This window comes from Microbacterium sp. SORGH_AS_0421 (genome assembly GCF_030818635.1).
GTDB lineage: Bacteria > Actinomycetota > Actinomycetes > Actinomycetales > Microbacteriaceae > Microbacterium.
Map to the genome: position 1 here is coordinate 1,350,610 of NZ_JAUTAO010000001.1, position 14,209 is coordinate 1,364,818.

The 14,209-nt window shown below is 71.4% G+C and carries 13 protein-coding genes; 8 read left to right on the forward strand and 5 right to left on the reverse strand.

Annotated features, from left to right (window positions below):
* Positions 1–65 precede the first annotated feature (65 nt).
* The 4 genes from hpxO to QE416_RS06435 all read right to left on the reverse strand — a co-directional run bounded on the left by hpxO (position 66) and on the right by QE416_RS06435 (position 2,949).
* The gene (gene hpxO / locus QE416_RS06420; RefSeq protein ID WP_307314511.1) at positions 66–1,250 is read right to left on the reverse strand and encodes an FAD-dependent urate hydroxylase HpxO; all 1,185 of its coding nucleotides are present in this window, start codon (positions 1,248–1,250) and stop codon (positions 66–68) included.
* Positions 1,251–1,258: 8 nt separating this feature from the next.
* Positions 1,259–1,579, reverse strand: a complete 321-nt coding sequence (gene uraH / locus QE416_RS06425; protein ID WP_267789072.1) for a hydroxyisourate hydrolase — start codon at positions 1,577–1,579, stop codon at positions 1,259–1,261.
* Entirely contained in the window at positions 1,576–2,103 is a 528-nt protein-coding gene (uraD, locus tag QE416_RS06430; protein WP_307314515.1) for a 2-oxo-4-hydroxy-4-carboxy-5-ureidoimidazoline decarboxylase, read from the reverse strand. Before uraD ends, uraH begins: the two co-directional genes overlap by 4 nt.
* A gap of 207 nt (positions 2,104–2,310) precedes the next feature.
* Entirely contained in the window at positions 2,311–2,949 is a 639-nt protein-coding gene (locus QE416_RS06435) for a helix-turn-helix domain-containing protein (protein WP_307314517.1), read from the reverse strand.
* Between the two features lie 160 nt (positions 2,950–3,109).
* Between QE416_RS06435 and QE416_RS06440 the strand changes: the two genes are divergently transcribed.
* The 8 genes from QE416_RS06440 (at position 3,110) to QE416_RS06475 (ending at position 13,780) form a co-directional block, all read left to right on the forward strand.
* Positions 3,110–4,783, forward strand: a complete 1,674-nt coding sequence (locus QE416_RS06440) for an NCS1 family nucleobase:cation symporter-1 (protein ID WP_307314521.1) — start codon at positions 3,110–3,112, stop codon at positions 4,781–4,783.
* Entirely contained in the window at positions 4,780–5,565 is a 786-nt protein-coding gene (locus tag QE416_RS06445; RefSeq protein ID WP_307314524.1) for an aspartate/glutamate racemase family protein, read from the forward strand. Before QE416_RS06440 ends, QE416_RS06445 begins: the two co-directional genes overlap by 4 nt.
* Positions 5,566–5,616: 51 nt before the next feature.
* A complete protein-coding gene (gene allB / locus QE416_RS06450) occupies positions 5,617–6,951 on the forward strand; it encodes an allantoinase AllB (protein WP_307314526.1) in 1,335 nt (444 codons plus the stop codon).
* A 2-nt stretch (positions 6,952–6,953) separates the two neighbouring features.
* The gene (locus tag QE416_RS06455; RefSeq protein WP_373458877.1) at positions 6,954–8,183 is read left to right on the forward strand and encodes an acetamidase/formamidase family protein; all 1,230 of its coding nucleotides are present in this window, start codon (positions 6,954–6,956) and stop codon (positions 8,181–8,183) included.
* A 229-nt stretch (positions 8,184–8,412) separates the two neighbouring features.
* Positions 8,413–10,059, forward strand: coding sequence for an AtzH-like domain-containing protein (locus QE416_RS06460; RefSeq protein ID WP_307314530.1), 1,647 nt, complete (start codon positions 8,413–8,415; stop codon positions 10,057–10,059).
* A gap of 368 nt (positions 10,060–10,427) precedes the next feature.
* Positions 10,428–11,498 carry an alanine--glyoxylate aminotransferase family protein gene (locus QE416_RS06465; RefSeq protein WP_307314533.1) on the forward strand — a complete coding sequence of 357 codons (1,071 nt, stop codon included), beginning with the start codon at positions 10,428–10,430 and terminating at the stop codon, positions 11,496–11,498.
* Complete coding sequence (locus QE416_RS06470; protein WP_307314535.1) at positions 11,495–12,778, forward strand: allantoate amidohydrolase; 1,284 nt, start codon at positions 11,495–11,497, stop codon at positions 12,776–12,778. Before QE416_RS06465 ends, QE416_RS06470 begins: the two co-directional genes overlap by 4 nt.
* Before the next feature lie 144 nt (positions 12,779–12,922).
* A complete protein-coding gene (locus QE416_RS06475; RefSeq protein ID WP_307314537.1) occupies positions 12,923–13,780 on the forward strand; it encodes a PhzF family phenazine biosynthesis protein in 858 nt (285 codons plus the stop codon).
* A 66-nt stretch (positions 13,781–13,846) separates the two neighbouring features.
* Here the strand turns inward: QE416_RS06475 and QE416_RS06480 are convergent, their stop codons facing one another.
* A complete protein-coding gene (locus tag QE416_RS06480) occupies positions 13,847–14,203 on the reverse strand; it encodes a DUF6188 family protein (RefSeq protein WP_307314539.1) in 357 nt (118 codons plus the stop codon).
* Between the last annotated feature and the right edge of the window lie 6 nt (positions 14,204–14,209).

Sequence of the window (14,209 nt, forward strand, 5' to 3'; positions counted from 1 at the left end):
ATGAGGATCCGGGGCGTCGTCGCCGGACGCCGCCATGCGGAACGGCGGGAGAATCCCGGCGGTCCTCAGCGCATCACGCTCGCGCCCAGCTCGACCGGACTGCCCTCGATATTGCCAACGATCCCGCGGATCACGCCCGTGCCGTCCTCCCGGCGCAGGCCGTCGTACCAGGCCTGCGTCGCGGCGACGTCGAAGGCGTGCGTCTCATGGGCGCGCTTGCGGGCGCGCAGCACGAGGTCGCCCGCCCGCTCCGTGCGGATGCGCTCGTACCGCTTCAGCGAGTCCTCCACGCCGAGGGTGGAGGTCGCGAACACGATGCCGAGGGCGAAGCTGTCTTCGAGGGCGGAGCAGGCGCCCTGCCCGATGTCGGGGGCGGTGTTGTGCGCCGCGTCACCGAGAATGGCCACGCGTCCCCGCACCCAGGTGTCGAACGGGTCGATGTCCCAGATCTCGACCCGGTTGAGCGACGCCTCGGGGTCGATCCCGTCGAGGAGCGCGCGCACACCGGGCGCGCCCCAGGAGCCGAACGCGTGCTCGAGGGCCGTCATCCGGTCTTCGACGACTCCAGACGGGCCGGGCACATCGACGAAGAAGTAGAAGCGGTCGCCCGCGACGGGCATCACGGCGCAGCGCTTGCCGTCGCCGACGTACGTCGTCCACTGGTCGAGTGGTCCGATGCGCTCGTCGGCCGCGACGAGGCCGTTGTAGTTGACGTAGCCCGAGTAGGTGCGCTCGGGACGGATGCCGGTGGGCTCGGTGACGTAGTCGCGCACGATCGAGCGGGCCCCGTCGGCACCGATCAGCAGGTCGGCCGTGTCGGTGGTGCCGTCGGCGAAGCCGGCGGTGACGGTCTCGCCGTCGTCGGTGACCTCGACCAGCTGCTTGCCGAGGTGGATGATGTCGGAGCCGACGGCATCCATCATCAGCTGCTGCAGGTCGGCGCGGGCGACGGGGTAGGGGCGCTGGCCGGTCTGTTCGGTGACCGGGGCGAGGCTGAAGCGGCACATCTCGTCGCCGGTGTGGCCGTCGTAGTAGGCCATGTCGTCCATGCGGCCGCCGAGGGCGGCCACCTGCGGCCCGAGGCCGAGCCAGTTCAGCACCTTCACGCCGTTCGACCACAGGGACAGCGCCGCGCCGACCGGCTTGTTCTCGCGCATGCGGTCGTAGACGACGACCTCGTGGCCGAGTTTCTGCAGGGCGAGCGCGGCGGAGGTTCCGCCGACGCCCGCGCCGATGACGATGACCTTCATATCGCTCCTCAGCTGCCGCGGTAGGTCGAGTAGGCGAAGGGGCTGAGCAGCAGCGGCACGTGCAGGTGCGGCTCGCCCGAGACGGTGAAAGCGACCGTGACCACGGGGTGGAACGACGCGACGTCGCGCCCGCGGAAGTACGCGCCGGTGGCGAAGGTGATCGCGTAGTCGCCGTCGTCGAGCCGCTCGGGGCCCAGGGCGAGGCGGCCGTCGGCGTCGGTCACGCCCTCGACGACGGAGGCGCCGTTCAGGCGGGCGAGCGACACGGCGACCCCGGCCGCGGGCGTGCCGGTCACGGCATCCAGGATGTGGGTGGTGACGTGGCTCATTCGGCGTCCTCGGGTTCGGCGGGAGCGTCGTCGGCGAAGGTCGTGCGCAGGCGCAGCAGGGCGATCTCGGCGAGTTGGCGCGTGGCCTCGATGGTCTCGGCGTCGGGATCGTTGCCGAGGCGGCGCTCGAGCTCGGCGCGCATCTCGCTCGGCGTGCGTCCGGCGGCGCGGATGAGGAAGACGCGACCGAACCGCTCCTCGTACGCGGCGTTGCCCGCGGCGATGGCCGCCACGTCATCGTCGGCGGCGGATGCCATCGAGCCCTGCTCGCGACGTGATGCCGCGGCCTCGGCCCCGTCGCCCGACACTTTCGCGCCGATACGGGGGTGGGCGTGGAGAGCTGCCTCGAGGTCGGCAGGCGACCACGCGGCGGCGAGGTCTCCGGCGTAGGCGGCGAGGGCGTCGACGCTCGCGTAGGGGCGGCCTGCGACGACGGCGTTGACCCAGCCCGGAACGTCGGCCCAGACGCGGGCGACGGCGACGGCTTCGGCATCGTCGGCGGCGTTGAAGTCGGAGAGGTGCATACGCGCCACGCTAGGCGGTGCGCGTTACGCGGCTGTGGCGGGATGTGTCGGCGATGTTGCTGTGGGCAACATCCCGGGCGGGGTTCGCGGTCACGAGAACAGGGGATGTCATGAGAACAGGCCGTTGCGACCGGTTGCGGCCTGTCGTGGTTGTCTTCCCCTGTTCTGGTGACGCGAGACGCCGCGGGTAGTGAGCCGGGCCCTGCGTCAGGCGTGCACGATCAGCCAGTGCGCCACGGCGTCCGCGTCACCGGTGTTGTGCAGGCGGTGGGGGACCGAGCAGGGGTAGCTGATGGCATCGCCGGCGCGCAGGATCACGCGCTCGGCCTCGAAGTCGATGGTGAGCTCGCCCGCGACGACCGTGCCGACCTCGTACCCCTCGTGGTGGAACAGCCCGTCGGCGCCGTGCGCGGCCGCTCCGGGCGGGTAGATCGACTCGAAGTAGTCGACGCCGGGAGAGGACCCCGGAGTGAGCCGGCGGAACGACACCCCGCTGTCGAGCACGATGTCGGGCGACTGGCCCGCGCGCTGCAGGGTGAACCCCGAGGGGCCGGCGGGTTCGACGGAACGACCGGATGCCGGGTCGAAGGCCGCGACGAGCGGAACGCCGAGGGCGTCGGTGATGGCGATGAGGCGCGAGACGCTCGGCTGCATCACGCCGCGCTCGATCTGCGAGACGGCGCTGGGGGAGATGCCGAGGGTCTTCGCGAGGGCGCGTGCCGAGATGCCGCGCGCCTGCCGCAGGTCGCGGATGCGGGTGCCGACGGAGGTCGTGGCCTCGGATTCGTGGGAGGCAGCGGCGGCAGCGGCAGTCTCGACGGCGTCGGCGAGGGATGGCTGCGGCATGCCCCGAGTCTAAGGATCGCCGAGGGTGTGAACGAGCGACTTCACATGCTCGTTACAAACGCGAAACCGCCGCGGTGGTGTGAACCAATAACTTCACATCAGAGCTCCACTCCGGCCGCGGACTCCACGTCGTGGCATCCATCGTCCTGAGAGGATTGACATGACTTCGACCCCGCTCACCGGCCCCCACGATCTCGTGGAGGCAGCAGGCCACCCCCACGGGGGTGGCAACATGAAGCCCCACTACGACGATCGTCTCGCCAACGAAGACCTCGCGCCCCTGCGGAAGCAGAAGTGGTCGAGCTACAACATCTTCGCGTTCTGGATGAGCGACGTGCACTCGGTCGGCGGTTACGTCACCGCCGGTTCGCTCTTCGCGCTCGGTCTGCAGTCGTGGCAGGTTTTCGTCGCCCTCATCGCGGGCATCGTCATCGTGCAGGTCTTCGCGAACATGGTCGCCAAGCCCAGTCAGAAGACGGGCGTGCCCTACCCCGTCATCAACCGAGTGGTCTTCGGCATCCGGGGTGCCAACATCCCCGCGATCATCCGTGGACTCATCGCCATCGCCTGGTACGGGGTGCAGACGTTCCTCGCGGCCGAGTCGCTCAACATCATCTTCCTGAAGTTCATCCCGGGCTCCGCGGCCCTGCTCGACGTCTCGTTCGCGGGCCTGTCGGCGCTCGGCTGGATCTCCTACGCGATCCTCTGGGTCGCGCAGTTCCTGCTCTTCTGGAACGGCATGGAGGTCATCCGCCGCTTCATCGACTGGGCCGGCCCCGCCGTCTACGTCGTGATGATCATCCTCGCCGTCTACCTCGTGTCGCAGGCCGGCGTCCAGAACATCTCCTTCACGCTCTCGACGACCCAGCTCGACTTCTGGGCGTCCATCCCGGTCATGTTCGCCGCCATCGCCCTCGTCGTGTCGTACTTCTCCGGCCCGATGCTGAACTTCGGCGACTTCGCCCGCTACGGCAAGAGCTTCGAGGCGGTCAAGAAGGGCAACTTCTGGGGTCTGCCGATCAACTTCATGTTCTTCTCGCTGCTGACCGTCATCACTGCGTCGGCCACCGTGCCGGTGTTCGGTGCGCTCATCACCGACCCGATCAAGACGGTCGAGCAGATCGACACGCCCTTCGCGATCCTGCTCGGCGGCCTGACCTTCGTCACGGCCACGGTCGGCATCAACATCGTCGCCAACTTCATCTCGCCCGCCTTCGACTTCTCCAACGTCGCCCCGAAGAAGATCTCGTGGCGCGCGGGCGGCATGATCGCCGCCGTCGGGTCGACCTTCCTCATGCCCTGGAACTGGTACTCCAACGCCGACGCCATCCACTACTCGCTCGGTGTGCTGGGCGCGCTGATCGGCCCGCTGTTCGGCATCCTGATCGCCGGCTACTACATCGCCGCTCGCCAGCGGGTGAAGGTCGACGCGATGTTCACGATGGACACTCAGGGGCCCTACTGGTACCGCAACGGCTTCAACCCGAACGCGGTCAAGGCCGTCGTCTTCGCGGGTGTTCCGACGGTCGCGATCGCGATCTTCCCGAAGCTCTTCGCCGACCTGGGCCTGTTCAACATCGCCGCCATCAGCGACTACAGCTGGTTCATCGGCTGCGGTCTCGGCTACGTGCTGTTCCTGTTCTTCGAGCGTCTCGACCCCCGCATCCCGACGTTCGACGGCGAGACCGAGGGCATCTCCGACGGCACCGTCGACGGAGCCGCCGCCACCACGGCATCCGAGCCGTCGGCCGTCTCGGCTCCGGTCGCCGTCGTGACGAACACGGTTCCGGATGCCGCGGCTCCCGGTGCGACTTCTCGCGAGGCGCTCGCGTGAGGATCCTGCTCATCAACCCCAACACCTCCCGGGCGATGACCGCGAAGATCGCGGACGCCGCCCGGGGGGTGGCGGGACCCGATGTGATCGTCGATGCCGTGTGCCCGAGCGTCGGGGCAGCGGCGATCGAGAGCCACACCGACGAGATCGCGGCGGCCGCCGCCGTGGTCGAGCTGATCGCGGCGGACCGCGACGGAATCGACCCCGCAGACGCGTACGTGATCGCCTGCTTCGGCGACCCGGGGCTCGACGCGGCGCGCGAGCTGGTCGAGGTGCCGGTCGTGGGTATCGCCGAGGCGGCGATGCACCTGGCAGCGGTGTCGGGGCGGCACTTCGGGGTGGTCACGACGCTCAGCCGGACGCTGGGGCGCGCGCACGACCTCGTGTCGCGGTACGGCATGGAGCGGGCCTGCGTCTCGCTCGCCGCGACGGGGATTCCCGTGCTCGACCTCGAGGACACCGCCTCGACCGCGGTCGAGACCATCGCGACCCGCAGTGCCGAGGCCGCCGCGCGCGGTGCCGACGTCATCGTGCTGGGCTGCGCGGGTATGGCGGACCTGTGCGCCGAGCTCACGGCGCGCGTCGGGGTGCCGGTCGTCGACGGGGTGGCGGCGGCGGTGGGCATGGCATCCGGGATGGTGCGCATGGGCCTCGGTACGAGCAAGCGCGATGAGTACGCGCGCCCGCCGCGGGCGTTCGACGTGCGCCACGGGGCGCCGGGAGACCGGGACGACGCGCTGACGGCGCCTCGCACCGCGATCACCGCGCAGGTGTTCGCATGAATGTTGATGACGGTTACATCGGCGAAACGCGAGGCGCTTAGCGTGAACGGCATGAGCACCCGGATCGCCGCCCGCCGCGTCTTCGTCGACGGGGTCTTCGCGCCCGCCACGGTCGTCATCGACGAAGGGGTGATCGCCTCCCTCGAGCCGTTCGACGTTTCCGCCGACACGGTGCTGCCCGCCGACGCGGTGCTTCTGCCCGGGCTCGTCGACTCGCACGTCCACCTCGACGAACCCGGACGCACCGAGTGGGAGGGCTTCGCCACGGGCACGGCCGCGGCGGCTGCGGGGGGCGTCACGACCGTCGTCGACATGCCGCTGAACAGCCTGCCCGTCACCACGACCGTCGAGGCCCTGGATGCCAAACGCCGGGCCGCCGGGGGAAAGCTCGCGGTCGACGTCGCCTACTGGGGCGGCGCGGTGCCCGAGAACCTCGGCTCGCTGCGCGAGCTCTCCGACGCCGGGGTCGTGGGCTTCAAGTGCTTCCTGTCGCCCAGCGGTATCGACGAGTTCGGCCACCTCGATCCCGAGCAGCTCGAGCGCTGTCTCGCCGAGCTGGCCGAGTTCGACGCACTGCTCATCGTCCACGCCGAAGACCCGGCCCACCTGCACGCCGACGGTGCGCTGGGCCCCCACTACCGCGACTTCGAGGCCAGTCGCCCGCCGCTGAGCGAGCGCGCCGCGATCCTCCGTGTCATCGATGCCGCCCGCCGCACGGGCGCCCGGGCGCACATCGTGCACGTCTCCGACGGGGGAGCCCTCGACGCCGTCCGCGCCGCGAAAGCGGAGGGCGTGCGGCTCACCGTCGAGACCTGCCCGCACTACCTCACCCTCGACGCCTCGGCCGTACCGGACGGCGCGGGAGCATTCAAGTGCTGCCCGCCGATCCGCGGCGGAGACAACCGCGACCTGCTGTGGGCGGGCGTCGTCGACGGAACGATCGACGCGATCGTCAGCGATCACTCACCCGCGACGGTCGAGTTGAAGGGAAACCCCGACTTCGGCCTGGCCTGGGGCGGTATCGCGGGGCTGCAGACCGGCCTCTCGGCCGTGCACACCACCGCTCGAGAGCGGGGACTCGCGTTCGAGTCGCTGCTGCCCCTGATGACGACCGGCCCCGCGCGCATCGCGGGCCTGGAGGGGCTCGGCGTCATCGCCCCCGGCGCCCCCGCTCACCTGGTGGCGTTCGCTCCCGACGAGCAGTTCGTCGTCGACGCGGCCGCCCTCGAGTACCGCAACCCCGTCTCGCCCTGGCACGGCCAGACACTCACCGGGGTGGTTCGCGAGACCTGGCTGCGAGGTGCCTCGGTGTACCGGCGCGGAGCCGCGGTCACCGAGCGCGAGGGTCGCGAGCTGCTGCGCGCGGCCGCGACGGTGGAGGCGTGACGATGTCGACGACGACCGGAGCACCCGGTGCGCAGGGCGGCCTCGACCGCCGTGACTCGACGGCTGCACGGGCACCTGAGCTCGTCGGCGGGCAGGGCTCGGTCGTCCCTATCCTCCAGCCCGGCGTCGGTCCGATCCCCGCCGCCCACTACCTCCCCGCCGCGCCCGACACCGTGCTGTGGGGTCGTCTGCCCTGCGCGACCGACGCCCCCGTGCTCGAGATCTCGTCGGGAGAGAGCGTCACGATCGACACCGTCAGCCACGAGGGCATCCTCGACGACCAGGGCAAAGACCCGGCCGCGTACTTCGCCGCGCACGGCGTCGCCGCCGACGCGGTGCTCCGCGACGCGATCGAGATCGCGGCATCCGTGGCTCGAGACCCCTTCGCCGACGGGCCGCACGTCGTCGTCGGCCCGGTGTACGTGAAAGAGGCGCACCCCGGCGACCTCCTGAAGATCACGGTCGAATCGCTCGTCCCGCGCGTGCCGTACGGCGTGATCTCGAACCGTCACGGCAAGGGCGCCCTCGTCGGCGAGCTGCCGCGCGGCGAGCACAACGTCAGCGTGTTCACCGCGGTCGCTGAGCGTGATGGCATCCTGTACGGGACCCTTCCCCTCGTCGACGGCGGGGATCCCGCGGTGTCGTTCCCGCTCGCGCCGTTCCTCGGCACGATGGGGGTGGCCGTGGCCGGGGAGGAGCGTCCGCACTCCGTTCCGCCCGGCCCCCACGGCGGCAACATCGACATCAACCTGCTCGTCGAGGGCACGACGCTCTTCCTCCCCGTGCAGGTCGAGGGGGCGCTCGCGTACATCGGCGACCCGCACTTCGCGCAGGGCGACGGCGAGGTCGCGCTCACCGCACTCGAGGCCTCGTTGCGGGCGACCCTTCGGTTCGAGGTCATCCCCGCGGATGCCGCCCGCGCCGCCTTCGGCGAGGTCACCGGCCCGCTGGTGCGGACTCCCGACTACCTCGTGCCGACCGGGATGGACCCCGATCTCGATGCCGCGATGCGCGCGTGCGTGAGGTCTTCTCTCGCGCTTCTGGGCGGGCGGTGGGGCATGGACGAGCATCTCGCCTACGCCTACCTGTCGGCCGCGACCGACTTCGACATCTCGCAGGTCGTCGACATCGTCTCGGGGGTGCACGCCCGCATTCGCGAAGCCGACTTCGCGGGTGTCCCGGCCGTGGAGCCCGAAGCGCTGGCATCCGATTCCGAAGGAGACATCGCATGAGCCCCGTTCTCGCGGCCGCCCTCGCCCGTGGCGAGGCCGCCGACGCCGACCTGGTCTTCGATACCCGTGTCGCGCGCGCGCCGCGGGACGTCGACGCCGCGGGCCCGCCGTTCAAGCGGAGCGTCCCTGAGGCGGCTCCTTCCGGTCGAGTGTCCAAAACACCCGGACAATTTTCCGGGGTATCCGGGTTTCTTGGACACTCAACGCAGCTGAGAGGCGGGCGACGCTCGTGACGGATGCCATGGCCCCGCCGACCGAGACCACCACCGCCGCCGCCGGGCCGGCGCCGACCCCGCCGGAGCCCGGCACCGCGCCGATTCCCGCCGACCTGCGCGCCGCGTTCGACGCGTACGAGCGCGCGATCGTCGCGAACGACCTCGACGCGCTCGACGCCTTCTTCGCGCCCGGGCCCGACACCCTGCGCGGCGACCCGGCGGGACTTCTCGTCGGGCACGACGCGATCAGCGGGTTCCGGTCGCTGCGCGGAGGCGTCCCCCCGCGGGACATCACCGAGGTGCACTACCGGCCGCTCTCGGCGGATGCCGCCCTGCTCATGTCGGTCTCGCGCTTCCACGGCGGAGGCCGCGGCCTGCAGACCCAGGTGTGGCAGCGGTTCGACGGCCGATGGCTCATCACCGCGGCCCACGTCGCACCGCGTACGCCCCCGTTCGACCGTACGATCTGGCGCAGCGTCGGCGACCCCTTCCAGCAGGGCGCGTGGGAGGGACCGCTCGCGGGCCTGACCGTCGCGGTGAAGGATCTGTTCGCGATCGCCGGCTTCCGCATCGGGGCGGGCAACCCGACGTACCTCGAACAGGCGCGCCCCGAGAAGGTCACGGCCCCCGCCGTCGCCGACCTGCTCCGCGCCGGGGCGTCGCTGCGCGGGATCGCCCGCACCGACGAGTTCGCCTACTCGATCGCCGGCGACAACGTGCACTACGGCACCCCGCCCAACGGTGCGGTGGTCGGCGCCCTCCCCGGCGGCTCGTCGAGCGGGCCGGCATCCGCCGTCGCCGTCGGCCACGCCGACATCGGTCTCGCGACCGACACGGCCGGCTCCATCCGCGTTCCCGCGTCGTACCAGGGCCTGTGGGGACTCCGCACGACCCACGACCTCGTCCCGCGCCAGGGCATGCTCCCGCTCGCGCAGTCGTTCGACACGATCGGCTGGCTGACGCGCGACGGCGAGACCCTCCACCGTGTCGCCGAGTGGTGCCTGAGCTACGACGGCTCGTTCTCGACCGAGAACGTCCAGGGCGCCTCCGGCGAAGACCTCCCGTGGCGCTTCCTCGTGCCCGAGGAGATCCTCGCGTGCGTGGAGCCCTCGACCCGCGAGGCGTTCTCGCGTCTGCTCGCCGGGCTTTCGGCATCCGACGACCCGCCGACCTTCCGGGCGGTGTCGAGCGGAGATCTCGATGCCGCGTTCACCGCGTTCCGCACGGTTCAGGGCGCCGAAGCGTGGCGCAACGACGGCGAGTGGCTGCGTGCGCACCCCGGGGCCGTGGGTCCCGCCGTCGCCGAGCGTTTCGACGTCGCCTCGCGCATCACCGCCGCCGACGAAGCGGCCGCGCGAGAGGATCTCGAACCGATCGCCGCGCACCTGACCGAGCTGGTCGACGCGGCTGTGCTGATCTTCCCGACCGTGCCCGGTCCCGCGCCGCAGCGCACCGCCGACGTCGACGCCGTGCGCGCCGCGACGCTGCGCATGACGGCTCCCGCGGCGATCGCGGGGCTGCCCGCGATATCGGTGCCGCTGCTCACCGTCGACGGCGCCCCGGTCGGGGTCTGCCTCGTCTCGCGCGCCGGTACCGACATCGCGCTCGTGCGCCTCGCCCGGCGTCTCGCCGAGGCCGCCGGGGCGGGGGTCGGTCGGTGACCGCTCTGTCGCGCCGCGGCCGGGCCGAACTCCTGAGAAATCTCGCCCACGCCGTGGGGGCGGTGGCATTCGTCCCCACTTCGGTCAGAAACTCAGGAGTCACGCACCGCCCCACCGGCGGCCCGGATCCGATCCTCTCGCCCACCACCCGTTCCCGCACCACGGAGTCCTGATGTCCCACCTCCCCGGCCCGATCGACCCGCCCGCCCGCCTGCTGATGGGCCCCGGCCCGATCTCGGCGTACCCCAGCGTGCTGCGCGCGATGGGGGCGCCGCTCGTCGGCCAGTACGACCCGTTCATGACGGCGACGATGACCGAGACGCAGGAGCTGTACCGCCAGGTCTGGGGCACGACGAACGACGCCGACGTTGCTCATCGACGGCACGAGTCGCGCGGGCATCGAGGCCGCGATGGTCTCGCTCATCCGCCCCGGCGATCGCGTGCTCGTGCCCGTGTTCGGCCGTTTCGGCCACCTGCTGGCCGAGATCGCCGAGCGCGCTCTCGCCGAGGTCCACACGATCGAGGTGCCGTGGGGACAGGTCTTCCCGGTGTCGACGATCCGCGAGGCCGTCGAGCGGGTGAAGCCCCACCTCGTCGCGTGCGTGCAGGGCGACACCTCGACCACGATGCTCCAGCCGCTCGACGAGATCGGTGAGATCTGCCGCGCCCACGGCGCTCTGTTCTACACCGACGCCACCGCCTCGCTCGGCGGCAACCCCTTCGAGATGGACGCCTGGGGTCTGGATGCCGCGACCGCCGGCCTGCAGAAATGCCTCGGCGGGCCGTCGGGATCCGCGCCGCTGAGCCTCTCGGACCGCGCCGTCGAGGTGGTGCGCTCGCGCGCCCGGGTCGAGGCCGGAATCCGGGAGGAGGGCGATGCCTCGGCATCCGACTTCATCCGCTCGAACTACTTCGACCTCGCGATGATCCTCGACTATTGGGGACCGCGCCGCCTCAACCACCACACCGAGGCCACCACGATGCTCTACGGCGCGCGCGAGTGCGCCCGCGTGCTGCTTCTCGAGGGCCGGGATGCCGTGATCGAGCGCCACCGGCTGCACGGCGACGCGATGCTCGCCGGAGTCGAAGGCCTCGGGCTCACCGTCTTCGGCGACGTGGCCCACAAGATGACCAACGTGGTGGCGGTGGAGATTCCGGATGCCGTGGTCGGCGACGCCGTGCGCAGCGAGCTGCTCAGCGACTTCGGCATCGAGATCGGCACCTCATTCGGTCCGCTCCACGGCCGCGTCTGGCGGATCGGCACGATGGGGTACAACGCCCGCACCGACGCCGTGCTGACCACCCTCGCCGCCCTCGAGGCCGTGCTGCGGCGCCACGGTGCGGCGGTGCCGGCGGGCGGGGGGCGTCGAGGCGGCCCAGGGCGTCTACGCGGCGGCTCGGTCGTGAAGTCCGTCGTTGCGCGGGGAGCTCGCGCGTGACCACCGCCACCCGCCTGCAGGTCGCGCCCGGGCTCATCGCGTCGGCCGCGCGCCGCGTCATGGGCCGCTGCGAAGAGCTCGCCCGCGTCACCTCGACCCCCGGCTCGATCACCCGGGTCTACCTCTCGCCCGAGCACGCGCGCGTGAACCGCCTCGCCGCGGAGTGGATGCGCGAGCTCGGCATGACCACGCGCCAGGACGCGGCGGGCAACCAGGTCGGACGCCTCGCGCCCGCCGGAGCCCCCGATGCGCCGGCGCTGCTGATGGGCTCGCACCTCGACACCGTCCCGGACGCCGGACGCTTCGACGGCATCGTCGGAGTGCTGATGGCGCTCGAGGTCGTGCGGCTGATCCGTCGCATCGACGACGAGGGGACGGCATCCAGCCCCTTCCCCTTCGCTCTCGAGGTCATCGCCTTCAGCGACGAGGAGGGCACGCGCTTCGGCAAGGCCCTGCTGGGGTCGTCGGCCGTGGCCGGGCAGTGGGACGAGTCCTGGTGGGAGTTGACGGATGCCGACGGCTCGACGCTGCGCGAGGCCTTCCGTGAGTTCGGGCTCGATCCCGGCCGCGTAGACGAGGCCGCGCGGCGCCCCGAGCAGCTCGTCGGTTACCTCGAGGCGCATATCGAGCAGGGACCGGAACTGCACCGCAGCGGGCAGGCGCTCGCCGCGGTGTCGTCGATCGCGTCGGCGCGGCGGTTCCAGCTCGTGGTCGAGGGGGAGGCCCGCCACGCCGGCGGCACGCCCTACGACATGCGCCGCGATGCCCTGCTCGGCGCGAGCGAGGCCGCTCTCGCGGTCGAGCGCATCTGCCGGGGTGAGCACCACATCGTAGGTACCGTAGGTCAGCTCGAGGCCTTCCCCGGAGCCGTGAACGTCGTCCCGGGCGAGGCGCACTTCTCTCTCGACTTGCGCGGAGAGTTCGACGACTCCCGCGATCACGCGTGGGACGAGATCGCGCGCGAACTCGACGCCATCATGGGTCGCCGAGGGCTGCGCTGGACGGCGCGCGAGGTGCACAGCGCCCCGGCCGTGTTCTGCGCGCTCCTGCTGCAGGATGTCGTGCGCGCCGGTATCGGGGGCGAGGCCCCCACACTCTTCAGCCGCGCCGGGCACGACGCGATGTCGATCGGTGCGATCACCGACGTCGGCATGCTGTTCCTGCGCAACCCCGACGGCATCAGCCATCACCCCGATGAAGCCGTGGCCGGAGCGGATGTGGCGGCGGGGATCCGCGCGCTGGCCGAGGCCGTGCTGCACCTCGGGGCGGAGCCGCGCTGACACCCCCGTCGGTCGAGCGTGGTTCCCGGGCGGCCGATATCGCCCTCACTGTTCGCCGTGTTCGTGCCGTGCGGGCGCTGGCGCAGGCCACGAGAGCGCGAATGGCCCCCTCGGCCGCCGGTCGCCCTGCGGAAGAATCGAGTCATGACTGAGACTGCTGGCATCCTCGAACTCCTCGCCTTCGCCGCCGAGCCCGGCGGCGGCAACCCCGCGGGTGTCGTCCTGGATGCCGTGGGCCTCAGCGACGAGGAGATGCAGCGGATCGCGGCCGATCTGGGGCACCCCGAGACCGCGTTCGTCGGCGCCCGCGAGGGGCGCCGCGTCGCCGTGCGCTACTTCTCGCCGGATGACGAGGTGCCGTTCTGCGGGCATGCGACGATCGCGACCGCCGTCGCGCTCGCCGGTGCCGAGGGGCCGGGGCCCTTCGTGTTCGATACCGCGGCCGGGTCCGTCGAGGTGACGACCGAGCGCGCCGCGGACGGACGCATCACGGCCGGGTTCACGAGCGTCGAGCCGTACGTCGTCGACCTCGAAGTAGACGTCGCCGACCGCCTGCTCGGTCTTCTCGGGCTCACGCACGCGGACCTCGACGAGCGGATGCCGCTGGCCCAATCGTTCGCGGGCAACCTGCACCCGGTCGTCGCCGTGCGGGAGCAGCACACGTTCGACACCTTCACGTTCGCGCCCGGACCCGTGCGCGCTCTGCTCGACGAGCGCGGCTGGAAGGGCACGATCATCGTCGTCCACGTCGACGCTGCGATCGCCGACGGCGTGGCGATCGAGGCGAGGAACCTCTTCCCGGTGGCCGACATCACAGAGGATCCCGCGACGGGCTCCGCCGCCGCATCGCTCGGCGCGTATCTTCGCGACCGCGTCGGTCTGCCTGCTCCGTTCGGATTCACCGTCCGGCAGGGCCGACACATCGGTCGACCGAGCGTACTGGACGTCGAGGTTCCGGCATCCGGTGGCATCGTCGTGCGGGGCTCGGCGACGCCCCTCTGATCTCGCGCCGGCGGGCCGTTCCCTCCCTAGGGCGCGGCGCGGCGACCCCGCAGACGGGGCCAGCGATCACATGATCCAGATGCGCTCACCGTGGTGCACGTCGAAGCATTCATACGGGCCGAGGTCATCGATCGCTCGCACGATCGTGCCGTTCTCGAACGTCAACGCGAGGCTCGAGGGCGCGTCGACCCGCACCCCCGTCACGGTCAGCGAGAGCAGGTCGAGCAGGGGCGCGGCGACCGAGCGCGCGTCGTCTGCCACGTGCTCGTCACTCCCGGGTGCCGCCACCGCCAAAGGCCCCTCGACGTCGAGGCCCACGCCCTCGTCGAACGACAGCGACATCTTGTAGCGGCCGAAGGTCACGGCATCCAGTCGCCGACCCTCGAAGAAGTCGAACGTCTCGTCCGCCGGAATGCCGTACACAGCGGT

What these genes read in the sequence shown, in the direction of transcription:
- hpxO (WP_307314511.1), bottom strand. Translation starts at nt 1,250, where the DNA reads ATGAAGGTCATCGTCATCGGCGCGGGCGTCGGCGGAACCTCCGCCGCG.
- uraH (WP_267789072.1), bottom strand. Translation starts at nt 1,579, where the DNA reads ATGAGCCACGTCACCACCCACATCCTGGATGCCGTGACCGGCACGCCC.
- uraD (WP_307314515.1), bottom strand. Translation starts at nt 2,103, where the DNA reads ATGCACCTCTCCGACTTCAACGCCGCCGACGATGCCGAAGCCGTCGCC.
- QE416_RS06435 (WP_307314517.1), bottom strand. Translation starts at nt 2,949, where the DNA reads ATGCCGCAGCCATCCCTCGCCGACGCCGTCGAGACTGCCGCTGCCGCC.
- QE416_RS06440 (WP_307314521.1), top strand. Translation starts at nt 3,110, where the DNA reads ATGACTTCGACCCCGCTCACCGGCCCCCACGATCTCGTGGAGGCAGCA.
- allB (WP_307314526.1), top strand. Translation starts at nt 5,617, where the DNA reads ATGAGCACCCGGATCGCCGCCCGCCGCGTCTTCGTCGACGGGGTCTTC.
- QE416_RS06455 (WP_373458877.1), top strand. Translation starts at nt 6,954, where the DNA reads ATGTCGACGACGACCGGAGCACCCGGTGCGCAGGGCGGCCTCGACCGC.
- QE416_RS06475 (WP_307314537.1), top strand. Translation starts at nt 12,923, where the DNA reads ATGACTGAGACTGCTGGCATCCTCGAACTCCTCGCCTTCGCCGCCGAG.